Origin of the sequence: Shinella sp. 838, assembly GCF_029623935.1 — a bacterium.
Lineage (GTDB): Bacteria > Pseudomonadota > Alphaproteobacteria > Rhizobiales > Rhizobiaceae > Shinella.
The window spans coordinates 1-21,385 of sequence record NZ_JARSBQ010000025.1; the positions used below are offsets into that span (position 1 = coordinate 1).

21 protein-coding genes are annotated in these 21,385 nt (G+C 65.8%); 10 read left to right on the forward strand and 11 right to left on the reverse strand.

All coding sequences use genetic code 11. The features are described 5' to 3' along the window. The 8 genes from P9A16_RS33535 to minE form a co-directional block, all read left to right on the forward strand. On the forward strand, positions 1-304 hold a 304-nt coding region (locus P9A16_RS33535), incomplete at its 5' end, for an MlrC C-terminal domain-containing protein (RefSeq protein WP_278026456.1). A 60-nt stretch (positions 305-364) separates the two neighbouring features. Next, positions 365-1,882 carry an ABC transporter substrate-binding protein gene (locus tag P9A16_RS33540; protein WP_023516251.1) on the forward strand — a complete coding sequence of 506 codons (1,518 nt, stop codon included), beginning with the start codon at positions 365-367 and terminating at the stop codon, positions 1,880-1,882. 19 nt (positions 1,883-1,901) lie between these two features. Further along, positions 1,902-2,843: an ABC transporter permease gene (locus P9A16_RS33545; protein ID WP_278026464.1), complete on the forward strand. Its 942-nt coding sequence runs from the start codon at positions 1,902-1,904 to the stop codon at positions 2,841-2,843. Continuing rightward, positions 2,840-3,700, forward strand: a complete 861-nt coding sequence (locus tag P9A16_RS33550) for an ABC transporter permease (RefSeq protein ID WP_023516253.1) — start codon at positions 2,840-2,842, stop codon at positions 3,698-3,700. Before P9A16_RS33545 ends, P9A16_RS33550 begins: the two co-directional genes overlap by 4 nt. Before the next feature lie 2 nt (positions 3,701-3,702). Beyond that, complete coding sequence (locus tag P9A16_RS33555; RefSeq protein WP_278026457.1) at positions 3,703-5,508, forward strand: ABC transporter ATP-binding protein; 1,806 nt, start codon at positions 3,703-3,705, stop codon at positions 5,506-5,508. Between the two features lie 225 nt (positions 5,509-5,733). Beyond that, positions 5,734-6,504: a septum site-determining protein MinC gene (gene minC / locus P9A16_RS33560; RefSeq protein ID WP_278026458.1), complete on the forward strand. Its 771-nt coding sequence runs from the start codon at positions 5,734-5,736 to the stop codon at positions 6,502-6,504. A 31-nt stretch (positions 6,505-6,535) separates the two neighbouring features. Further along, positions 6,536-7,351: a septum site-determining protein MinD gene (gene minD, locus P9A16_RS33565; RefSeq protein WP_023516256.1), complete on the forward strand. Its 816-nt coding sequence runs from the start codon at positions 6,536-6,538 to the stop codon at positions 7,349-7,351. Further along, positions 7,348-7,611 carry a cell division topological specificity factor MinE gene (gene minE / locus P9A16_RS33570; RefSeq protein ID WP_023516257.1) on the forward strand — a complete coding sequence of 88 codons (264 nt, stop codon included), beginning with the start codon at positions 7,348-7,350 and terminating at the stop codon, positions 7,609-7,611. Before minD ends, minE begins: the two co-directional genes overlap by 4 nt. 59 nt (positions 7,612-7,670) lie before the next feature. Here minE and P9A16_RS33575 read toward each other — a convergent pair whose 3' ends face one another. Beyond that, positions 7,671-8,162, reverse strand: coding sequence for a GAF domain-containing protein (locus P9A16_RS33575; protein ID WP_272788815.1), 492 nt, complete (start codon positions 8,160-8,162; stop codon positions 7,671-7,673). Positions 8,163-8,266: 104 nt separating this feature from the next. Further along, entirely contained in the window at positions 8,267-8,590 is a 324-nt protein-coding gene (locus P9A16_RS33580; protein ID WP_278026459.1) for a hypothetical protein, read from the reverse strand. A gap of 137 nt (positions 8,591-8,727) precedes the next feature. Here P9A16_RS33580 and P9A16_RS33585 point away from each other — a divergent pair, with 137 nt between their 5' ends. Continuing rightward, positions 8,728-9,147 carry a helix-turn-helix domain-containing protein gene (locus P9A16_RS33585; protein WP_130520824.1) on the forward strand — a complete coding sequence of 140 codons (420 nt, stop codon included), beginning with the start codon at positions 8,728-8,730 and terminating at the stop codon, positions 9,145-9,147. Positions 9,148-9,235: 88 nt separating this feature from the next. Here P9A16_RS33585 and iolD read toward each other — a convergent pair whose 3' ends face one another. Together iolD and P9A16_RS33595 are read right to left on the reverse strand one after the other, a co-directional pair. Further along, complete coding sequence (gene iolD / locus P9A16_RS33590) at positions 9,236-11,077, reverse strand: 3D-(3,5/4)-trihydroxycyclohexane-1,2-dione acylhydrolase (decyclizing) (protein WP_278026460.1); 1,842 nt, start codon at positions 11,075-11,077, stop codon at positions 9,236-9,238. 90 nt (positions 11,078-11,167) lie between these two features. Then, positions 11,168-12,343: a Gfo/Idh/MocA family protein gene (locus P9A16_RS33595; RefSeq protein ID WP_278026461.1), complete on the reverse strand. Its 1,176-nt coding sequence runs from the start codon at positions 12,341-12,343 to the stop codon at positions 11,168-11,170. A gap of 127 nt (positions 12,344-12,470) precedes the next feature. Here P9A16_RS33595 and iolG point away from each other — a divergent pair, with 127 nt between their 5' ends. Beyond that, the gene (gene iolG, locus P9A16_RS33600; protein ID WP_278026462.1) at positions 12,471-13,472 is read left to right on the forward strand and encodes an inositol 2-dehydrogenase; all 1,002 of its coding nucleotides are present in this window, start codon (positions 12,471-12,473) and stop codon (positions 13,470-13,472) included. Positions 13,473-13,532: 60 nt separating this feature from the next. Here iolG and P9A16_RS33605 read toward each other — a convergent pair whose 3' ends face one another. The 7 genes from P9A16_RS33605 to P9A16_RS33635 form a co-directional block, all read right to left on the reverse strand. Beyond that, positions 13,533-14,444, reverse strand: coding sequence for a MurR/RpiR family transcriptional regulator (locus P9A16_RS33605; protein WP_023516486.1), 912 nt, complete (start codon positions 14,442-14,444; stop codon positions 13,533-13,535). Between the two features lie 168 nt (positions 14,445-14,612). Further along, positions 14,613-15,560 carry a substrate-binding domain-containing protein gene (locus tag P9A16_RS33610; protein WP_023516485.1) on the reverse strand — a complete coding sequence of 316 codons (948 nt, stop codon included), beginning with the start codon at positions 15,558-15,560 and terminating at the stop codon, positions 14,613-14,615. A 33-nt stretch (positions 15,561-15,593) separates the two neighbouring features. After that, positions 15,594-16,601, reverse strand: coding sequence for an ABC transporter permease (locus P9A16_RS33615; protein WP_037404929.1), 1,008 nt, complete (start codon positions 16,599-16,601; stop codon positions 15,594-15,596). Positions 16,602-16,606: 5 nt separating this feature from the next. Next, on the reverse strand, positions 16,607-18,115 hold the full coding sequence (locus P9A16_RS33620) for a sugar ABC transporter ATP-binding protein (RefSeq protein ID WP_023516483.1): 1,509 nt from the start codon (positions 18,113-18,115) through the stop codon (positions 16,607-16,609). 2 nt (positions 18,116-18,117) lie between these two features. Further along, entirely contained in the window at positions 18,118-19,107 is a 990-nt protein-coding gene (locus tag P9A16_RS33625; RefSeq protein ID WP_023516482.1) for a hydroxyacid dehydrogenase, read from the reverse strand. Beyond that, positions 19,108-19,923, reverse strand: coding sequence for an HpcH/HpaI aldolase family protein (locus P9A16_RS33630; RefSeq protein ID WP_023516481.1), 816 nt, complete (start codon positions 19,921-19,923; stop codon positions 19,108-19,110). 11 nt (positions 19,924-19,934) lie between these two features. Further along, positions 19,935-21,371: an NAD-dependent succinate-semialdehyde dehydrogenase gene (locus P9A16_RS33635; protein WP_024269942.1), complete on the reverse strand. Its 1,437-nt coding sequence runs from the start codon at positions 21,369-21,371 to the stop codon at positions 19,935-19,937. Between the last annotated feature and the right edge of the window lie 14 nt (positions 21,372-21,385).

A 21,385-nucleotide genomic window follows, 5' to 3' on the forward strand; every position in this document is an offset into this window, starting at 1 on the left:
GCTCGGCCCTGCCGCCGTCGTGCGCCCGCGCGGCTCGACGATCGACATCGTGCTGATCACCAGCCGCACCCAGACCTACGAGCCCGACATCTTCGCCAACCAGGGCATCGACTTCACCCGGAAAGCCTTCCTCCTGGTCAAGTCCACCAACCATTTCCACGCAGGCTTCCAGCCGGTCTCCTCCCAGATCGTCTATGTCGCCGCACCCACCTCCTACCCGACCGATCCCGCAACGACACCCTACAAAAAAGCCAGCCTAAATATCTGGCCACGCGTCAACGATCCGCTCGGGCTTGAAAACTGAACCACCCGCCGGACGGGAGCCGGCGCGGACACGAACCTTGTAAAATCAGAGGGATATAAGATGAAAAATGCATTTGTCATGATAACCTTGGCCGCGGCACTCGCCAGCACGAGCAGCCTGGCCATCGCCCAGACGACGGATGGCGTCCTCACCGTCGCGACCATCGGCGAGCCGCCGACGCTCGACGTCATGCAGACCGCGACCGACATCGTGCTGACCATCGACCAGCACATTTTCGAGACGCTCTACACCTATGACAACGAGTGGCGTTCCGTGCCGCTGCTGGCGCTCGCCATGCCCGAGATTTCCGAGGATGGCCTGACCTATCGCATTCCTCTGCGCCAGGGCGTCAAGTTCCACGACGGCAGCGATCTCGATGCCAAGGACGTCACCGCCTCGCTGACGCGCTGGATGGCCGTCAACTCCAAGGGCAAGCAGGTCGCCGAAGTGGTGGAAAGCCTGTCCGAAGACGGCCCGAACACCGTCGTCGTCAAGCTGAAGTCGCGCTACGCGCCGCTGCTCGCCACCTTCTCGCAGGCTTCCGTCATCATGCCCTCCGAGAAGATCGCCGACACGCTGACCGAATTCGTCGGCACCGGCCCCTATGCCCTGAAGGAGCGCAAGCCCGACCAGTATACCCAGCTCGTCCGCTTCGACGGCTACACCTCGCCCGAGGGCGAGCCGAGCAACTATGCCGGCAGGCGCGTGGCGATCGCCAAGGAGATCCGCTTCGTGCCGGTTCCCGACGCAAACACCCGCGTCGAGGGCCTGATTTCCGGACAGTTCGACTTTGCCGATTCCCTGCCGGTCAGCGCCTATGAGCGCGTCGAGGCGAGCGGCAAGGCGAAGGCCGTGATCTACGAGAACACCGGCTGGGCCTCGCTCAACATGAACATGAAGGAAGGCCTGCTCATCAAGAAGGAGCTGCGCCAGGCCGTGCAGGCCGCGCTCAACCCGAACGACATGATGCTCGCCGCCTTCTCCGACGAGCGCTTCTTCAGCGTCGATGCCTCGATCTTCCCGAAGGGTTCGCTCTGGTACACCGAGGCGGGCGTTGCGCGCTACGGCGAGGGCGATCCGGAAGAGGCCGGCAAGCTGCTTGCGGATGCCGGCTATGACGGCACGCCGCTGCGCCTGATGACCAGCCGCCAGTACGAGTTCCACTACAAGATCGGCGAGGTCGCCAAGGCCTATCTCGAAGCCGCCGGCTTCAAGGTCGACCTGCAGGTGGTGGACTGGGCGACCCTGACGACCCGCCGCGCCGACCCGAAGGAATGGGACATCTTCATCACCCATTCCAACTTCCCGGGTGACCCGACGACGATCAACACGATCACCGACACCTATCCGGGCTGGTATGTTTCCGAGCAGAAGGCGTCGGCCGTCGCCACCTACATGAACGCCGTGTCCGACACGGACAAGCAGACGGCCTGGGAAGGCATCCAGACCGTGATCTACGACGATGCGCCGCTCTTCAAGGTGGGCAACTTCAACGCGGTCACGGGCGTCGGCGCCGGTATTTCCGACTACAAGCCGACCTACTGGCCGCATTTCTGGAACGTAACGCCCAAGAAGTAAGGGGGAAATCATGGCAAGGATCGTCCGGGCACTGTTGAACCGGCTGGGGGGCATGGCCATCGTGCTCGCCCTCGTCGTGACGGTGGTTTTCGTCATCGTCCGCGTGACACCGGGCGATCCCGCCGCCGTGATGCTGGGGTCGGATGCGACCCCGCAGGACATCGCCGAACTGCGCACGAAAATGGGGCTCGATGCGCCGCTGATCACCCAGTATGGCCAGTTCGTGCTCGGCATATTGAAGGGCGATCTCGGCCAGTCGATCTTCCTCAACCAGACGGTGACCTCGGCGCTTGCCGCACGGGCGGAGCCGACCTTCTTCCTCACGCTGTTCTCGATCCTGATCGCGGTTGCGATCGCGTTGCCGGTCGGCATCCTCTCGGCCGTCAAGCGGGGCACGCTGTTCGACCAGGTCGTCGTGACGCTGACCATGGTGGCGGCAAGCGTGCCGAGCTTCTGGCTCGGCCTCATGCTCATCCAGGTCTTCGCCGTCGGCCAGGGCTGGTTCCCGGCCTCCGGCTACGGCGGGCCGGACACGGCCTTCCTCGAGCGGCTGCACCATCTCGTGCTGCCTGCCGTGGCGCTCGGCATCGTCAATTCGGCACTGATCACCCGCTTCACCCGTGCCGCCATGCTGGACGTTCTGGGTGACGACTATGTGCGCACCGCCCGTGCCAAGGGGGCGAGCGAGCGGCGCGTCATCCTCAAGCATGCCCTGAAGAACGCCTTGATCCCGATCATCACCGTGATCGGCCTCTCTATCGCCATGCTGGTCGCCGGCGCGGTGGTGACGGAAACGGTCTTCGGCCTGCCGGGCGTCGGCAATCTCGTGGTCTCGGCCGTGCTGCGCCGCGACTATCCCGTCATTCAGGGTACGCTGCTCGTCGTCGCGGCGATCTATGTGCTCATCAACTTCATCGTCGACATGCTCTACATCCTCGTCGATCCGCGGGTGCGCCTATGATGACCGCCTCCCTCTCCATGCCGCTCGTCTCCAGCCTGCGGCGGCTCTTCCGCAACAAGGCCATCCTCATCGGCGCGATCATCCTTGCCATCGTACTCGTGGCGGCGATCCTCGCCCCGTGGGTCGCGCCCTATGCGCCGAACAAGCTGTCGATCGTCAACAAGCTGAAGCCGCCGTCCCTCGCCCATGTCTTCGGCACCGACGAATTCGGCCGCGACATCTTTTCCCGCGCCATCTATGCGGGACGCATCTCGCTGCTCGTCAGCCTCGGCGTCGTCTGCATCTCCACGGTGCTCGGCGTCATCATGGGGGTCGCAGCCGGTTTCTTCCGCAAGCTCGACGCGCCGATCTCCCGGCTGCTCGATGCCATGATGTCCTTCCCGGACATCCTGCTCGCCATCGCGCTGGTCGCTGCGCTCGGGCCGTCGCTCACCACGGTCATCCTGGCGCTCGGCATCACCTATGCGCCGCGCCTTGCCCGTATCGTGCGCGGCTCGACACTGGTGCTGCGCGAGCTGCCCTACATCGAGGCCGCCGTCGCCATGGGCCTGCCGACCTGGCAGATCCTGACGCGCCATGTGCTGCTCAACCTCGCCTCGCCCATCCTCGTGCAGGCGACCTTCGTCTTCGCCTCGGCGATGCTCGCGGAAGCAAGCCTGTCCTTCCTCGGCGTCGGGGTTTCCACCGATATGCCGACCTGGGGCACCATGCTCGCCTCCGGCCGCGAATACATGAACAACGCCCCCTGGCTGATGGTGTTTCCGGGCCTTGCCATCGTCTTCTCGGTCCTTGCCCTGCAATTGCTCGGCGACGGGCTGCGCGATCTCGTCGATCCGCGCCTTGCGAAGGAAAGCTGACCATGACCGCTCCCACGAACCGGCCGGTGCTCTCGGTCGAGAACCTGACGACCTCCTTCAAGACTGCCGAAGGGTGGCGCGCCGTCATCCGCGACATCAGCGTCGAGGTGAATGCCGGCGAGACCGTCGCCATCGTCGGCGAATCGGGCTCGGGCAAAAGCGTCACCGCACTGTCCACCATGCGCCTCCTGCCGGCAGGCCGGGCGCGCTGCGAAGGCCGCATCCTGCTCGAAGGACGCGATCTCCTGAAGGTGAGCGAAGCGGAGATGCGCTCGGTGCGCGGCGGCACGATCGGTATGATCTTCCAGGAGCCGATGACCTCGCTCAATCCGGTCTTCACCATCGGCAACCAGGTTGCCGAGGCCCTGGTGCTGCACCGGGACCTGTCATGGAGCGCCGCGGAGGCCGAAGCGCTGCGGCTGATGGAGCGCGTGCGCATCCCCGCCGCGAAAAGCCGTCTCAACGAATATCCGCACAAGTTCTCCGGCGGCATGCGCCAGCGCGTGATGATCGCCATGGCACTCGCCTGCCGCCCGAAACTGCTTATCGCCGACGAGCCGACGACCGCGCTCGACGTGACCGTGCAGGCCGAAATCCTCCATCTGCTGCGCGAATTGCAGCGCGAGGAGAACATGGGCGTGCTCTTCATCACCCATGACATGGGCGTGGTCGCCGAGGTGGCGGACCGCACCCTCGTGATGTTCCGCGGCGACATGGTCGAGACCGGCCCGACGCCGCAAATCTTCGCGGCGCCCAAGGCGATCTATACCAGGGCGCTGCTCGCCTCCATCCCGCGCCTCGGTACGATGGGCGACGCTGCTGCACCCCGCCGCTTCCCGAATGTCGATCCCGCCACCGGCGAGGCCAGCGACGGCGGCGTGACGTCGCCCGTTCCCGATGGCGTGCAGCCGATCCTGAAGGTGGAAAAACTCGCGGTCCGCTTCGCGCTGCCGCAGGGGCAGATCCATGCGGTCGAAGGCGTCTCCTTCGACCTGAAGCCCGGCGAGACGCTGGCGCTGGTCGGCGAATCGGGCTGCGGCAAATCCACCACCGGCCGGGCCATCATGCGCCTCGTCGATCCGAGCGCCGGTTCGATCACGGTCGACGGGCAGGATGTGACGAAGGCGAGCGCCGGTTCGCTGCGCGCCATGCGCCGCACCTCGCAGATGATCTTCCAGGATCCGTTCGCCTCGCTCAACCCGCGCATCACCATCGGCTCGGCGATTGCCGAACCCATGCTCGCGCATGGCCTGATGGGGCGGCGCGAGGCGAAGGACAGGGTGGCCGAACTCCTGCAGCAGGTCGGCCTCTCCGCAGCGATGGCCGACCGGCATCCACACGAATTTTCCGGCGGCCAGCGCCAGCGCATCTCGATTGCCCGGGCGATCGCGCTGCAGCCGAAGCTCATCGTCGCCGACGAAGCGGTCTCGGCGCTCGACGTGTCGGTGAAGGCGCAGGTTTCGAACCTCCTGCTGGATCTGCAGGAACAGCACCGCCTCGCCTATCTCTTCATCTCGCACGACATGGCGGTGGTGGAGCGTGTCAGCCATCGCGTCGCCGTGATGTTCCTCGGCGAGATCGTCGAGATCGGCCCACGGGCGGCAATCTTCGACAATCCGCAGCACGCCTATACACGCCGCCTCATCTCCGCCGTGCCGATCCCCGACCCTGCCCGGCGCGGCCAGTTGAACCCGCCGCTCAACGAGGAGATCAAGAGCCCACTGCGCCCGCACGGCTATGTGCCGCCCAAGCGCACCTACCGCGAGGTCTCACCGGGGCATTTCGTTCAGGACAGCATGGCTGCCTGACGCCCGATCAACGCTCCCCCAAGCCTGCCCGCCGGTCGCATCGTGCGCCGGCGGGCTTTTTTGTGTTTGCCGCGACAGCCGCACGCGAAAACCCTAACTTTTCCCGCTTCACGCGAACCGTTGCACGGGCGCCTCAGGGCGCATGCCTCGCGCCAGCCAAACCTGCAAATTAACCTTTTGTTAACCATTCCATCGGTACACCGAAGCAACCGAAAATTAACGAAGATGACTGACGTGTTAACCCAACCACGGCCGATCCGCCTCAAGGGGCGCTCTTTCCTTGCGCTTGCGCTGACCCCGGAGCTGCCCTTCGAGGACTGGCTGGTGCGGCTTGACGATCTGGCAGCGCGGTCCGCCGGCTTCTTCCTGCGGCGTCCGGTGGTGCTGGATGTCGATGGGCTGGATATCGAGAAGGCGGAGCTTCGCGAACTCGTCAGCCAGCTGAACGCCCGCAACGTGCGCGTCATGGGCATCGAGGGCGCGCGGTCCTCGCTGCTCGGCGCAGACATGCCGCCGGCCATGACCGACGGCCGCCCGGCCGGCGACATCGAGGCGCCGGTTGCGGAGGAACGTACGGAAAAGGCCGGCAAGGCAAAGAAGACGGAAAAGGCGGAACAGCCCGCCGAATCGGTCGTGGTGCCCGCAAGCCCGCCGCCGATGCAGGCGGTGCCCTCGATGGTCGTCGCCCGCCCTATCCGCTCGGGCCAGTCCATTTTCTTTCCCGAAGGCGATGTCACCATCATCGGCTCGGTCGCATCAGGCGCGGAAATCGTCGCCGGCGGCTCGATCCACGTCTATGGCCCGCTGCGCGGCCGGGCCATGGCCGGCACAATGGGCAATGCTTCTGCGCGCATCTTCTGCCGCAAGCTCGAAGCAGAACTGATCGCCATCGACGGCTTCTACAAGACCGCCGACGACATGGAACCGGACCTGCGCGGCAAACCCGTGCAGATCTGGCTGGAAGGCGAAGCAATCAAGGCAGCAACACTCGGCTGAACCGAGGACGGTTCAAACAACGGAGAGGTCAATGGGCAAGGTAATCGTGGTCACATCGGGCAAGGGCGGCGTCGGCAAGACGACGTCGTCTGCCGCGCTCGGCGCCGCGCTGGCGCAAAACGGCGAGAAGGTCGTGGTCGTGGATTTTGACGTCGGCCTGCGCAATCTCGACCTCGTCATGGGTGCGGAACGCCGCGTCGTCTATGACCTCGTCAACGTCATCCAGGGCGAAGCCAAGCTGACGCAGGCGCTGATCCGCGACAAGCGCGTCGAGACACTCTACCTGCTGCCGGCGTCCCAGACCCGCGACAAGGACAATCTCACGCCCGAGGGTGTCGAGCAGGTCATCGCCGCCCTGAAGAACGCCTTCGACTGGGTGATCTGCGACAGCCCGGCCGGCATCGAACGCGGCGCGACCCTTGCCATGCGCCACGCCGACGTGGCGATCGTCGTCACCAATCCGGAAGTCTCGTCCGTACGCGATTCGGACCGCATCATCGGTCTGCTCGATTCCAAGACGCTGAGGGCGGAGAACGGCGAGCGCGTCGAAAAGCACCTGCTTTTGACGCGCTACGACGCCGTGCGCGCCGAGCGCGGCGACATGCTGAAGGTCGACGACGTCCTGGAAATCCTCTCCATCCCGCTGCTCGGCATCATCCCCGAGAGCATGGACGTGCTGCGCGCCTCGAACGTCGGGGCTCCGGTGACGCTCGCCGACGGACGCTCGGCTCCGGCACTCGCCTATTTCGAAGCTGTCCGTCGTCTCAAGGGCGAGACCCTGCCGGTCACGATCCCCGGCGACAAGCGCAGCTTCCTCGGCAAGATTTTCGGAAGGAAGGCGGCATGAATCTGTTCCGTTTCTTCTCCCGCGCCCAGTCGGCGCCGGCAGCGCGCGAGCGACTGCAGGTGCTGCTCGCCCATGAGCGGGCCGCCACCGGTGACGTGGACCTCGTCAACAAGCTGCGCGACGAGATCCTGAAGGCAATTTCCAAGCACATGCAGGTTGATGACGAGAAGGTCTCGATCAAGATGGAGCGCGGCGCGCAGGTTTCGACGCTTGCCGTCGACATCGAGATCCCGTTCGACGCCGGCAAGAAGGCGGCTTAAGGCCTCCCCTCTGCTGCCACAAACAAAAAACGCCCGGTGAAAGCCGGGCGCCTGCCGTTTCAGAGATCGCTCGCCAAGACGTAGAGTGCGGCGAGCGCTTCGAAGCCGGCCTGGTCCTCCGCCGTAAACCGGCCGGGCAGCGGGCTGTCGAGATCGAGAACACCAAACACGACGCCGTCGCGGACGAGCGGCGTGACGAGTTCCGAGCGCGAGGCGGCATCGCAGGCAATATGCCCTGGAAAGGCGTGCACATCCGGCACGAGCTGGCTTTTGCACTCGGCCACCGCGCTGCCGCAGACGCCCTTGCCGACAGGGATGCGCACACAGGCGACCTTGCCCTGGAACGGCCCGAGCACCAGTTCCTGCGGCGTTTTCAGGAAGTAGAAGCCCGCCCAGTTGAGATCGGCGACCGCGCCGAAGATCAGTGCGGAGAGGTTCGCCGCGTTGGCGATGGCATCGCGCTCGCCATGCAGCAAGCCTTCGGCCTGGGCGAGCAGCTCGCGGTAGAAGCCGATTTTGTCAGCCGCCTCGATTTTCCGAATCTCATGCATGGCAGTCCTCATGGACGACGGTTTTCATCGGATCGTCGATAGACCCGGGCAACTGACCTTGCAAGGGTGGAGACCGGCGCGGAATCAGCCGGCTGCTTACGGCCTCATTCCAGAATGTAGCGTTTTGCAAGCCGCGCTTCGGCACGCAGGGCATCGGCGCGATCCGGCCGTTGATGGCGGTCCATCTCGGCGGCCGCGCGCTCGCGCTCGGCGATGTCGGCCAGCAGGATCGCCCGCACCTGCGCAGCGCTCAGGGAAAGCCGATCGACCTCCGCCGACCCGTCGCGGAAGCTGTGGTGATCTGCGGCACGGTGCCCCGGCTGAAGCGGCGGCGCTTCGGCGTTGTCGATCGCCGCGACGAGCGTCCGGATCAGTTTTGCCTCGTCGGGGCGGCCCTCCTTTATGGCGGCGCGCAGATCGCCGCGCATGCGGGCTTTCATTTCACCAGCGGCATCGCTTGTCTTGTCGACATTCCCTTGCGGTTGAATTACCATCTCAACGTCCTTCAATGTTCCATAAAAATCTATTTATATAGAGCAATAGGGAATAAATCAGAGCACATCACATGACGCAACAGCTTTTGACCGTCGAACAGGCAGCGCAGCAGCTGAACCTGCACCCGAAAACCGTGCTGCGGTACATCCACGACGGGCGGCTGCCTGCAACGCGGGTCGGAAAGTCCTACCGCATCCTCCGGGTCGATCTAGACACGCTTGCCGGCGTCGCAAGCGGGGGAAGCGAACTGGACGGGAGCGCGCGCACGACCTGCATAACGGACATCCCCGACATCACGCTCGAGGCCGCGGAACGCATGGCGACATTTCTCCAGGCCGTCGCACTTACCGGGAACGCCGGCACCCCGCCACTGCATCTCCAGACGGCATTCGATCCACAGGCGGGAACACTGAAGATCATCGCGATCGGCAGCCCTTCGGATGTCGGCAAGCTTCTGGAAATGATGCATCTTCAGATGCGGGCGCGGTGAGAGGCGGTCCTGTCGCCGCGCCACCAAGAAAGAGACCCGGCACGCTTTCGCATGCCGGGCCCGGCCAGTTCTGCCGAAGGCCAAGCGGTTAAACGCCGACGCGCTGCTTCCTGCGGTCGGCCTGCTGGTCGGCCGCCGCGGCATTGACCTCTGCCCGCGCACTCACCTGCGGCACGCCGACATCCCACCAGGCATCGCCCGGCGTCCAGGTGAAGGCGTCGGAGACGATGGTGATGACGGTGGTGCGGTCGGTCGTCTGTGCCCATTCAACGGCGTCGCCGAGATCGGCAAGGCTTTCGACCCGGCGGGTGAGAGCCCCCATCGCCTCGGCGTGCTTGGCGAAATCGACCGCGAACGGTTCCTTGACGCGGCAATCCTTCAGGAGATTGTTGAACCCCGGCGTGCCCTTGGCGTTCTGCAGGCGGTTGATGACGGCATAACCGCCGTTGTCGCAGACGATGAGGATCATCTTGTGGCCGGACAGCACGGTCGAATAAATGTCCGAGTTCATCATCATGTAGGTGCCGTCGCCGATCATGACGATCGGCGTGCGGGTGGGATCGGCCATGGCGGCGCCCCAGCCGGCGGCGATCTCGTAACCCATGCAGGAGAAGCCGAACTCGCAGTCGAAGGTGTTCGGCGCCTTGACGCGCCAGTTCTTCATCACCTCGCCCGGCAGGCCGCCGGCGGCGGTGATCAGGAGGTCACGCTCCCCGGCCTTGGCATTGACGATGCCGACGACCTGGGCATAGGTCGGCACCGGTGCATTGGTCGGCTTCTGGTAGCCGTCGAGCGCCGCGTTCCATTTTGCGAATTCGCGCCGGCCCTTCTCCGTCCAGCCGGCATCCGCCTTGTAGTCGCCGATCACGGCATCCAGTTCGGAGACCGTCTCCAGCGCATCGCCGACGACGGCGACGGCGCGGTGCTTGTTGGCATCCCAGCGGGCCGCATTGATCGAGACGAAGCGGGCATCGGGCGAGAAGGCGGTCCAGGAACCGGTGGTGAAATCCATGAGGCGCGTGCCGACGGCGAGCACCACGTCGGCCTCGCCCGCCAGCGCATTGGCCGAGGTGGAGCCGACGATGCCGATCGGGCCGACATGGGCCGGATGGTCATGGGTGACCGTGCCCTTGCCGGCAATGGTCTCGCAGAGCGGGATGCCGTGCCTTTCGGCAAAGGCGGCAAGCGCCGTTTCCGCGCCGGAATAGCGCACGCCGCCGCCGGAGATGATCAGCGGGCGTTTTGCCGCCTTCAGCACGCGCACGGCCTCCGCAAGGCTGTCACGATCCGGCCGCGGGCGCGGCGCCTTGTGGATCGTCGGCGCAAAGAAGCTTTCGGGATAGTCCCAGGCGATCTCCTGCACATCCTGCGGCAGGGCCAGGAAAGCCGGGCCGCAATCGGCGGGATCCAGCATGACGGCGACGGCCTGCGGCAGCGAGGAGAGGATCTGCTCGGGATGGACGATGCGGTCCCAGTAGCGCGTCACGGCCTTGAAGGCATCGTTGACGGTGATGGTCGGATTGCCGAAATGCTCGACCTGCTGCATGACCGGATCGGGCCGGCGGTTGACGAAGCTGTCGCCGGCGAGAAGCAGGATGGGCAGGCGGTTGGTATGCGCCACGCCGGCCGCCGTCACCATGTTCAGCGCTCCCGGGCCGATGGAGCTGGTCGCCACCATGATCTGGCGGCGCCGCGTCGCCTTGGCAAAGCCGATCGCGGCAAGCGCCATCGACTGCTCGTTCTGGCCGCGCCAGGTGGGCAGCGTGTCCTTGACCGCCTCCAGCGCCTCGGAAAGGCATGTTACATTGCCATGGCCGAAAATGGCGAAGACGCCGGGAAACAGCGGTACGCGCTCCCCGTCGATCTCGGTGAACTGGTTGCACAGGTAACGCACCAGAGCTTGCGCCATGGTCAGGCGGATGATGGACATGGTAAACCTCCCTCAGCCGGCCTTTTCGCGGCGGCCACTGTCCGGAAACTTTTATTTCATACTAAAAATTATTGCAATACTTATTGCATATCACGATGACAAAGAGCAGCCCACCCAGGCGCCGCCCGACTGGCTGGAGGCCAGCGCCGCCTCGATGAACTTCACGCCGAGCGCGCCGTCCACCACCGTCGGATAGGCGAGCAGCCCCTCGGGCAGGGTCCGGCCGAGACGGCGCGCCTCGATGGCAATGGCGAATTCCTCGTAGAGATTGCCCCAAGCGTCGCTCAGCGCTTCCGGATGGCCGCGCGGCATGTGGACGAAACGCGCCGCATGCGTGCCGATGCCCGCCCCCTCGCCGCGCGTCAGTACGCGGGCCGGCTCGCCGAAACGGCGGACATGCAGCAGCTCCGGCTCCTCCTGGTTCCATTCCAGGCTCGCCTTGTCGCCGAAGACGCGGATGCGCAGGCCGCAATGAGCACCGGGCGCGACCTGCGAGATCATGATGGTGCCGGGAATGCCGCCCTCGTAGCGCACATGCATGAAGGCCGTGTCCTCCAGCGCCTTCGACGGGCCGAGCGTGTGGAACTCCGCCCGGACGGCGGTGACGGGGCGGCCGCAGACGAAGGCGCCGAGATGGTGGCAATGGGTGCCGATATCGCCGGTCGTGAAAGTGGGACCGACGATGGCGGGATCGACGCGCCACTGGGCGCCGGCGCCGGCCTCGCTCGGCGGCGTCAGCGCCCATTCCTGGAAATACTCGACATGCACCTGCTGCAATTTGCCGAGCGCGCCCTCCGCGATCATCTGGCGAGCCTGGCGCACCATGGCGGAGGCGGCATAGGCATAGGTGACGCCGAAGACGAGGCCCGTCTCCTTCTGACGGCGCACCAGGTCGAGCGCATCGTCGCGCGTCGTCGTCAGCGGCTTGTCGCTGATGACGTCGATGCCCTTCTCCAGGAAGGCGACGGCGATGGCGTGGTGGGAATTGTTGGGCGTGGTGATCGCCACGGCGTCGATGCCGTCCGGCCGCGCCGCCTCACGCTCGGCCATCACGCGGTAGTCCGTATAGGTGCGATCGTCCGCAAGGAGCCAGGCGCGGCCGGATTCCTGCGCCACCTGCGGGCGCGACGACAGCGCGCCGGCCACCACATCCCAGCGGCCCGAAAGCCGCGCGCCGCGCGCATGCACCTTGCCGATGAAACTGCCCTGCCCGCCGCCGATGACGCCGAGCCGCAAACGGCGCCCGGCCAAGGGAAACTCCGCCATGCTCTCCTCCTCCACATTCTGGCCGCCCGGAACGGGCTTGCAAAAACCCTCTTCAGAATTAATATTGACGAAATTTATTACATGCAACTTTTTTTGCAATCCACCCATCACATCAGGAGGAGGAACCATGACGAGGATCGCATTGCTCGGCTGCGGGCGCATCGGCAAGATGCACGCGGCCACCATCGCCCGCGCCGCAGGCGCCACGCTTGCCGCCGCCTACGACCCGTTGACCGCCGCCGCCGAGGAGATCGGCCGGCTTTATGGCTGCCCGGTCGCCGCCAGCGCCGACGAAGCGATCGCCCTTGCCGACGCCGTGCTGATCGCCACCTCCACGGCCACCCATGCCGACCTCATCGAGGCCTCCGCGCGGGCCGGAAAGGCGATCTTCTGCGAGAAGCCGATCGACCTTTCGCTTGCCCGTGTCGTCGCCTGCCGCAAGGCCATCGCCGGCTTCGACAGGCCAGTCCAGATCGGCTTCAACCGCCGCTACGATCCGGGCCACCGGGCCGCGCGCGACGCGGTGCACGCCGGCAAGATCGGCGATCTCCAGCAGGTGATCATCACCTCCCGCGATCCTGGCCTCGCCTCGCGTGACTATCTCAAGGTTTCCGGCGGCATCTTCCGCGACATGACCATCCACGATTTCGACCTTGCCCGCTTCATGCTGGGCGAGGAGCCCGTCGAGGTCTTCGCCACCGGCAGCACGCTCATCGACCCGACGCTTACGGAATTCGACGACGTCGATTCCACGATGATCATCCTGCGCACCGCGAGCGGCAAGCTCTGCCACATCAACAATTCCCGCGCTGCCGCCTATGGCTACGACCAGCGCGTCGAGCTGTTCGGCGCAAAGGGCATGCTGATCTCCGGCAACCGGCGCGCCCACCAGGTCGAGCGCTTCACCGCGACCGCCACCGGCGCAGGCGAACCCTATCTCGACTTCTTCATCGAGCGCTACGTCGAAGCCTTCGAGATCGGCCTGAAATCCTTCCTGCACTGCGTCGCCGCCAACGCTGCGCCGGACGTGACCTTCGACGACGGCGAGAAGGCGCTGGTGCTGGCCGAGGCCGCCATCCGCTCCAAGGCGGAAGGCCGCTTCATCAGGGTCGAGGAGATCACCGGCTGAAGAGCCGTGGCTGGAGCATTTCCGGACGCAAAACCGCTACGCACTTTTGCTGGAATTGCTCTAGCTCTTGCGCCGCTGCCTGCCCGTGACCGTCGGGATCTCGGGCGAGCCCTTCTTGTCCTCCTGCAGGAGGGCCGCAAGTGCCACCGCGATGGTCTGCGTCAGGCACATTGGCGCTGCAAGCGAACGCGAGAAGGAATATTCGTCTTCCGGGATGGTGAAGAGCACGGCCGCGTTCTTGGCGAGCGGCGAGAGCTGGCTGTCGGTAATCGCGACGATGGGCGTGCCGTTCTCGGCCGCGACATCGGCGATCGTCACCACCTCCTTGGCATAGTGGCGGAAGGCGATGGCGACCAGCACGTCCTTCTTGCCCATGACCTTGGCCATTTCGGGCGCAAGGCCGCCGGCGGGATCGAGCAGGATAACCCGGCACTGCAGCATGGAGAGCACGTAGCGCAGGAACTTGGCGATCGGCTCGGAGCGCAGCTGGCCGGCGATGAAGATCGTGTTGGCATTCTTCAGCGCGCGCGCCGCCTGCGACAGGCTCTCCTCCGTCGTGGTGTTCAGGAGCTCCTGCAAGGTGGCGATGTCACGCACGACGAGGTCGTGCAGGAAGCCGAGATTGCCTTTGCGCTTGGTCTTTTCCAGGTCGACGTCGAGCGCGCTGATGCGCTCGCGATAGCCAGGCGCGGCCGTCGACAGGCGGCTCTGGAACACCGACTGGAGCTGCTTGAAGCCGGAAAAGCCGAAATGCTGGGCGAAGCGCACGAGGATGGAAGGGTGCGCGCCGCACTGTTCGGCAATGGCGTTGATCGACTGCATCGCCACGATGTTCGGGTTCTGCGTGATGAAGCGGGCAACCTGCTGGAAGCGGTCGGACAGGTTCGGATAGGCCTCGGTGACGATGTTGACGAAGGTCTCGTAGTTCGCCGTCTTCGGCGGCGGCTGATCGGACTGCTTTACCCTCGGCATACGGCCTACTCCCCGGATGGTACTGTTTCGGATCCGGGATGAGCCGGTGCCGGTCCATATTTGCAGTATTGCATAAAACCGAAGTCTGCAACGCTCGCCCGGAAACGGCACATCCCGCCATGCCCGGGAGCATGGCGGGAGGCCGGGAGGCGTGCTCCGGGCCTGCTATCAATAGGGCGCGTCGGGGAAATAGTATTCCGCGGCATTGTCCTTGGTGATCAGCGGGCTGCCGAGCACGTAGCGGCCATTGATCGGGGCCTGCGTGGCGTATTTCATCGTGACGAGCTCGATCGCCGGGATGATCAGCGTCGGCGGGTAGAAAATGTCGGCATCGACCATATCGTGGCCGTCCATGACAAGCTTGATGACCTTGTTCATGCCCGAACCGCCGAGCACCGTAACATTCTTGCGGTCGGCCTGCTTGATCGCCTCGATGGCGCCAAGCGCCGCATCGTCGTCACCGGCCCACACGCCGTCGATCTGAGGGAAGCGCTGCAGGTAGTCCTGCATCACCTCGAAGCCCTTGTCCGGGTTCCAGTTGGCATATTGCATGTCGAGCACTTCGATCTTCGTATCCTTCAGCGCAGCATTGAAGGCGTCGATGCGGATGTTGTCGATCGCCGTCGGGATGCCGCGCATCACGACGATCTTGCCGCCGTCCGGGAACTTCTTCTTGAAGTACTCGGCGGCCGCCGTGCCGTATTGCGGGTTGTCGCCACCGACATAGAGATCCTCGATACCCTCTTCCGCAAGGCCGCGGTCGACGGTGGCGATGAACACGCCCTTGGCCTTGGCGGCCTTGACCGGCTCGGTCAGCGGGTCGGATTCAAAGGGCAGCACGACAAGCGCGTTGATGTTGCGCGCCATCAGGTCCTCGATGTCGTTGACCTGCTGCGTCGCGCTGGAGGAGGTCGCCAGCACGAAATCGATGTTCGGGAAGGCTTCCTTCATCCGGTCGATCGTGCGTTTGGTGTGGTAGTTGAGGCCGCCCGTCCAGCCGTGCGTCGCCGCCGGGATCGAGACGCCGATGACGGCGTCGGCGGCAAGGGCGGGCGCCGTGAAGGCGGCAACGGCCACCGCACCTGCGGCGAGCATGGATTTCAGTCGATGGAACATTCACTTGTCTCCCTGTTGAAGTGAAATGAAGCGTCAGCCCTGCGCCCGGTCACGCTGCAAAAGCACGGCGATGATGATGATCGCCCCCTGGAAGGCGCCGTTGAGATAGGGGCTGACGAAGCCGGTAAGATTGAGGATGTTGCTGATAAAGCCGAGGATCAGCACACCGACGATGGTGCCCCAGATGCGGCCGAAACCGCCGCTGAGCGCCGTGCCACCGATGATGACGGCGGCGATCGCCTCCAGCTCCCACATGAGACCGGTGGAGGGCGTGGCGGCGCCAAGGCGCGGCACGTAGATGACGGTGGCGACGGCGACGCAGAGCCCCTGAATGACATAGGTGAGGATGCGCACGCGGCTGACGGGGATCGCCGAATAGAAGGCGACGTGCCGGTTCGAGCCAATGGCAGCGACATGGCGACCGAAGCGCATGCGGCGCAGCGTCAGTTCACCGAGGATGGCGATGACGGCAAGCACGATGATCGGCACGGCGATACCGAGGACCTGACCGTAGTAGATCGGCCGCACCGCATCCCGCAGCGAAAAATCGAGCGAGATGGAGCCGCCATCGGCAAGCCAGGTAATGACCGAGCGAAAGATGCCCATGGCGCCGAGCGTGACGATGAAGGCCTCGACACGCCCACGCACGATCATGAAGCCGTTGATGAAGCCCGCGGCCACACCGATGACCAGCGAGAAGAGGATGCCGGCGGCGGCGAGCTGCCAACCGTCGCCGAGCGTGGCGGCCGCCGAATTCATGAACATGATCGTCATGCCGGCGACGAGCGCCGAGAGAGAACCAACCGACAGGTCCAGTCCGCCCGCCGTAATGACGAAGGTGGCGCCGACCGCGATGATGCCGATGATGGCGCTGCGGGTGAAGACGTTCGAAAGGTTCTCCGCGCCGAGGAAGCTGTCGCTCATCAGCGTGCCGACCAGCATCAGGAGGATGAGCGCGATGAGCGGACCGGCGGCCCCGAACAGGCCGACGAGGGTGCGGCCCGGCGACGCGGCTGCGTTGCCGGCAGACGTGGCGGTGATGTCGGTCAAAGGCTTGCCTCCTCCTGCGGACCCTTTTCTTCGAGGCCCATGGCAAATCGGATAATGTCGGTCTCGCTGATGACATCGCCGGAAAGCTCGCCGGCGATACGGCCGCGCCGCATGACGAGCACCCGGTCGGACAGGCCGACGATCTCCTGCATCTCCGAGGAGATGACGACGATCGCCTTGCCCGCGGCGGCGAGCCCCGCGATGATTTCGTAGATCTGCTGCTTGGCGCCGATATCGACGCCGCGCGTCGGCTCGTCGAAGACGACGAGGTCCGGTTCCGCCCCCAACGTCTTGGCGATCAGCACCTTCTGCTGGTTACCGCCGCTGAGCGCGCTCGCCGTGACATCGAGCCGGCCGGTGCGGATGTCGTAGCGCGCGACGGCCGCCTTGAGATCGCGCCGCTCGGCAGACCGGTCGATCCAGGCCGTGCCGGCGATCGCGCCGCTGGTCAGGGCGACGTTTTCCGCCAGCGGCTTGCCGAGCAGCAGGCCCTTGCCCTTGCGGTCCTCCGTCAGGTAGGCGAGCTTCAACCCCCAGGCCTCGCGCGCCGCCGGCAGCCGGCGCTTTTCGCCGCGCAGCACGAAAGACGTGCATTTCGCCGGGCGCAGGCCGAGCAGTGCCTCGAAAAGCTCGGTGCGGCCGGACCCGACAAGGCCGGAAATGCCGAGCACCTCCCCTTCGCGGATCTCCAGCGTCGCCTCTTCCACCGCGCCGGGCGCCGTGAGGCCGATCACGCTGAGAAGCGGCTTTCGCAGCGCCGTGCCACGATGCGGCGGGTAGATCTCGGCCAGCGGCCGGCCAACCATCGCCTCGGCCATAGCATCCTCGGAAATGTCGCACGCCTGTTCGACACGCACGATCTGGCCATCGCGCAGCACCGCGACCCGGTCGGCGATCGCCTTCACCTCGTCGAGGCGATGCGAGGTAAAGATCACCGAGCCGCCCGCCGCACGGAAGGCCCGCATGCGCGCAAAGAGGTTGCCGGCCTCGGTCGCCGAAAGCACGGCGGTCGGCTCGTCCATCAGGATGAGCTTCGGCTGGCGGGCGAAGGCCTTGGCTAGCTCGATCATCTGCCAGTCGGAGACGGGAAGGTCGCTGAGCCGTGCCCGCACCGGCGCCGCAGAACCGAGCTCCGCGAGAAGGTCGCGCGCCCGCATCTCCATCGCCCTGCGATCGGTGAAAAGGCCGCGTGTGATCTCGCGGCCGAGGAAGACATTCTCCGCCACCGTCAGGTGCGGGGCGAGGCAGAACTCCTGGTGCACCATGACGATGCCCGCCCGCTCGGCGGCATGGAGGTTTGCCGGAGCCGGGGCACCATCCAGCAGCATCGTGCCCGAGGAGGGCGGCGCAAGGCCGGCGGCGATGCGCATGAGGGTCGATTTGCCGGCGCCGTTCTCCCCGACAAGGGCCAGAACCTCGCCCGGTTCGACGACGAGGTCGATGCCCTTCAGCACCGGTACGGTGCCGTAGGATTTGGCAATATCGCGAAAAGCCAGAAGCGTCATGATCAGGCCCCGATCGTCGCGGGACGGTATGTCGCGATCTCGGCGTGGTTGACGACGAGCGCCGGATCGAGCGTCCCCTTGAAGAAATCGAGAATGTTTGCCGCCGCGGCGATCGCCATGCGCCGCGCACAAGCCTCTGTAAGTCCGGCATTGTGCGGGGAGAGCACCACCCGCTCGCAGACAAGCATCGGGTCATCGCCGGCCGGCGGCTCGCAATCGAGCACGTCGAGCCCCGCCGCGGAAAGCCGTCCCTCCTCCAGCGCCGCCAGCAGCGCCTTTTCGTCGATCAGCCCACCCCGTGCCGTGTTGACGAGAATAGCCGAGCGCTTCATCACGGCCAGTTCCGCCGCGCCGATCAGCGGCTCGGGTCCGGACTTCGGCACATGCAGCGACACGACATCGGCACGATGCAGACCGTCCATGAGGTCATCGACCGGCATCACGCCCGCGGCCGCGATCCCGGCGGCGTCCTGGTACTTGTCATAGGCGAGCACCGTCATGCCGAGCGCTGCGCCGATCTGTGCCAGTCGCCGGCCGATGCGGCCAAAGCCGACGATCAGCAACGTGCGCCCGTCGAGCTCGTCGGCATCGAGGCTGTTGCGGTAGTTCCAGTCGCCCTGCCGCATCCTGCGGTCGAAGAGCACGGTGCGCCGCGCGGCCGAGAGCATCAGCATGACGGCGTGCTCGGCCACCGCGCGGGAATTCACGTCGCCGACCACGGCGAGCGGGATGCCGCGGCCGTTCAGCGCCGCGACATCGACGGAATCGTAACCGACGCCGTGGCGGGAAACGATCTTCAGCTGCGGCGCTCCCGCGATGAAGGCCGCAGGAAGCGGCTGGGTGCGGATGAGCAGCGCATCGGCCATCGGCAGGAGCGGCTCGTAGCTCGCCGCGGAAACCTCCTCGACATAGTCGATCACCATACCGGGCGCGGAGTTCAGCACGGCAAGGCCGTCCGCATGGATCTTGCCGGCCACCAGGATCCTCGGCATTCAATATCCTCCCGTGTCGATCGTGTCGGCGGGAGCGACCTGCTGCACGCGCTCGCGGAAGGCCCTGACGCTCGCCTCGGCGGCGCCGGCGAGCAGGCGGACGTCGTTGGAGACGGTCACGAGATCGAAACCCCAGCCGACGGCTTCCGCGGCATAATCCGCCGTGCCGTTGTGCAGTGCCGCCCGCTTGCCGGCCCGGTGGGCGGCGTGGAGGATCGTCTTGATCGCCTCGATCATCTCGGGCTCGCGGCGGTCGAAGCCCGGCGCGTAGCGCTTGCCCTGCAGGCCGAGCGTCAGGTCGGCCGGGCCGATATAGACGCCGTCGAGGCCGGGCGTGGCGAGGATATCCTCGAGGTTCTCATAGGCCTGCGCGGTCTCGATCATGGCAAGGCAGATGATCTCGCCGTCGGCCTCGGCGGCATAACCGGGGCCGGCGGAAAACAAAGCGCGGCTCGGGCCGAAGCTGCGCACGCCGGCCGGCGGATAGCGCACATAGGACACAAGACGCTCGGCCTCGGCGCGGGTGTTGATCATCGGGCAGATGACACCGTAGGCGCCGGCATCCAGCGCCTTCATGATGTCGGCCGGATCGAGCCAGGGCACGCGCACCAGCGGCGTCACGCCGCTTGCCCGCATGGCCTGCAGCATCGGCACAGCGCCGTCATAACCGACGATGCCGTGCTGCAGGTCGATGGTGAGGGAATCATAGCCCTGCGCGGCCATGATCTCCGCGCTGAAGGAACTGGCGATGGAAAGCCAGCCGTTGAGCACCGGCTTGCCTTCCGCCCAGCGCTGCTTGACACCGTTCCGGATCATGGATGCCTCCCTCAGACCGTCATCTGCGCGAGCTTGACGTTGGAATAGTCGAGGATGCCCTCGGTGCCGCCTTCGCGGCCCATGCCGCTCGCCTTGATGCCGCCGAAGGGCGCCTCGGCCGCGGCCAGGGCAAAGCTGTTGACGCCGACCATGCCGGCCTCCAGCCGTGCTGCCGCCTCGCGGGCGCGGCCGGCATCGCGGGTGAAGACATAGGCGGACAGGCCCATTTCGGAGGCGTTGGCGCGGTCGAAGACCTCGTCGGCCGTGGCAAAGGGCGTGATGGCGGCGATGGGGCCGAAATTCTCCTCGGCGATCGCCTTCGCATCGTCCGGCAGGCCGGTGATGACCGTGGGCTCGAAGAAGAAGCCGGCATTCATCTCCGCCGGGCGCCGCCCGCCGGCAAGGATCCTGCCGCCGCGATCGCGCGCATCGGCGACGATCTCCTCGATGGCGGCAATGCGGCGCTCGTTGATCAGCGGCCCCATCTGTGTCGCCTCGTCGAGGCCGTGGCCGAGCTTCAGCGCCCGGGCGCGGACGGCAAAGCCCTCGACGAAACGGTCGTGCAGCGCCTCGTGCACATAGAAGCGGTCCGGCGTGACGCAGACCTGGCCGGCATTGGCATATTTCGTCGGCACGGCGAGATCGAGCGCGCGGTCGAGATCCGCATCGTCGAAGACGATCATCGGCGCATTGCCGCCAAGTTCCATGCTGACGCGCTTCACCGTCTCGGCGCTGTCGCGGATCATCTGCTGGCCGACGCGGGTGGAGCCGGTCAGCGATACCTTGCGCACGGCCGCCGCGGCCATGATGGGCTTGTAGGTGGTGGCTGTGGGGCCGACCAGGAGATTGGCGACCCCGGCGGGGATGCCGGCCTCGCGCAGGCAATCGAAAAGGATCATCGCGACGCCGGGCACCTCGACCGAGGGCCGGACGATGACGGCGCAGCCGGCGGCGAGCGCCGGGGCGACCTTGCGGGCGATCAGCGCCGCCGGGAAGTTCCAGGCGGTGAAGGCGGCGACGACGCCGACGGGCTCATGCGACACTTCCAACCGGCCGCCCGGCGCGCGGCTTTCGACGATGCGGCCATAGATGCGGCGTGCCTCCTCGGCGTACCAGCGGAACTGGTCGACGGCGAGGCTCCATTCGCGGCCGGACTGGGCGAGTGGTTTTCCGGTCTCCAGCGTGATCTGGCGGGTAGCCTCAGCAGAGCGGGCGGCCATGGCATCGGCGGCCTTGTGCAAAAGGTCGGCGCGTGTCCATGCCGGCGTCGCCTTCCAGCTGCGGAAGGCCCGCTCCGCAACAAAAACTGCGCGCTCCGTATCTTCGACGCCCGCCGCGGGCACGCTGCCCAAAACCGCACCGCTACCGGGATCGGTGATCTCCACCGAAGCGCCCTGCGCAGGCCCCGACCAGGTACCGTCAATGAACAATCCGTATGCGCCGTACATGCTGCCTCCTCCAT

Coding starts and splice junctions, on each gene's coding strand:
- P9A16_RS33635 (WP_024269942.1), bottom strand. CDS start 21,371: ATGTACGGCGCATACGGATTGTTCATTGACGGTACCTGGTCGGGGCCT.
- iolG (WP_278026462.1), top strand. CDS start 12,471: ATGACGAGGATCGCATTGCTCGGCTGCGGGCGCATCGGCAAGATGCAC.
- P9A16_RS33605 (WP_023516486.1), bottom strand. CDS start 14,444: ATGCCGAGGGTAAAGCAGTCCGATCAGCCGCCGCCGAAGACGGCGAAC.
- P9A16_RS33610 (WP_023516485.1), bottom strand. CDS start 15,560: ATGTTCCATCGACTGAAATCCATGCTCGCCGCAGGTGCGGTGGCCGTT.
- P9A16_RS33630 (WP_023516481.1), bottom strand. CDS start 19,923: ATGATCCGGAACGGTGTCAAGCAGCGCTGGGCGGAAGGCAAGCCGGTG.
- P9A16_RS33550 (WP_023516253.1), top strand. CDS start 2,840: ATGATGACCGCCTCCCTCTCCATGCCGCTCGTCTCCAGCCTGCGGCGG.
- minD (WP_023516256.1), top strand. CDS start 6,536: ATGGGCAAGGTAATCGTGGTCACATCGGGCAAGGGCGGCGTCGGCAAG.
- P9A16_RS33620 (WP_023516483.1), bottom strand. CDS start 18,115: ATGACGCTTCTGGCTTTTCGCGATATTGCCAAATCCTACGGCACCGTA.
- P9A16_RS33540 (WP_023516251.1), top strand. CDS start 365: ATGAAAAATGCATTTGTCATGATAACCTTGGCCGCGGCACTCGCCAGC.
- P9A16_RS33585 (WP_130520824.1), top strand. CDS start 8,728: ATGACGCAACAGCTTTTGACCGTCGAACAGGCAGCGCAGCAGCTGAAC.
- minE (WP_023516257.1), top strand. CDS start 7,348: ATGAATCTGTTCCGTTTCTTCTCCCGCGCCCAGTCGGCGCCGGCAGCG.
- iolD (WP_278026460.1), bottom strand. CDS start 11,077: ATGTCCATCATCCGCCTGACCATGGCGCAAGCTCTGGTGCGTTACCTG.
- P9A16_RS33595 (WP_278026461.1), bottom strand. CDS start 12,343: ATGGCGGAGTTTCCCTTGGCCGGGCGCCGTTTGCGGCTCGGCGTCATC.
- P9A16_RS33580 (WP_278026459.1), bottom strand. CDS start 8,590: ATGCGCGGCGATCTGCGCGCCGCCATAAAGGAGGGCCGCCCCGACGAG.
- P9A16_RS33575 (WP_272788815.1), bottom strand. CDS start 8,162: ATGCATGAGATTCGGAAAATCGAGGCGGCTGACAAAATCGGCTTCTAC.
- P9A16_RS33555 (WP_278026457.1), top strand. CDS start 3,703: ATGACCGCTCCCACGAACCGGCCGGTGCTCTCGGTCGAGAACCTGACG.
- minC (WP_278026458.1), top strand. CDS start 5,734: ATGACTGACGTGTTAACCCAACCACGGCCGATCCGCCTCAAGGGGCGC.
- P9A16_RS33625 (WP_023516482.1), bottom strand. CDS start 19,107: ATGCCGAGGATCCTGGTGGCCGGCAAGATCCATGCGGACGGCCTTGCC.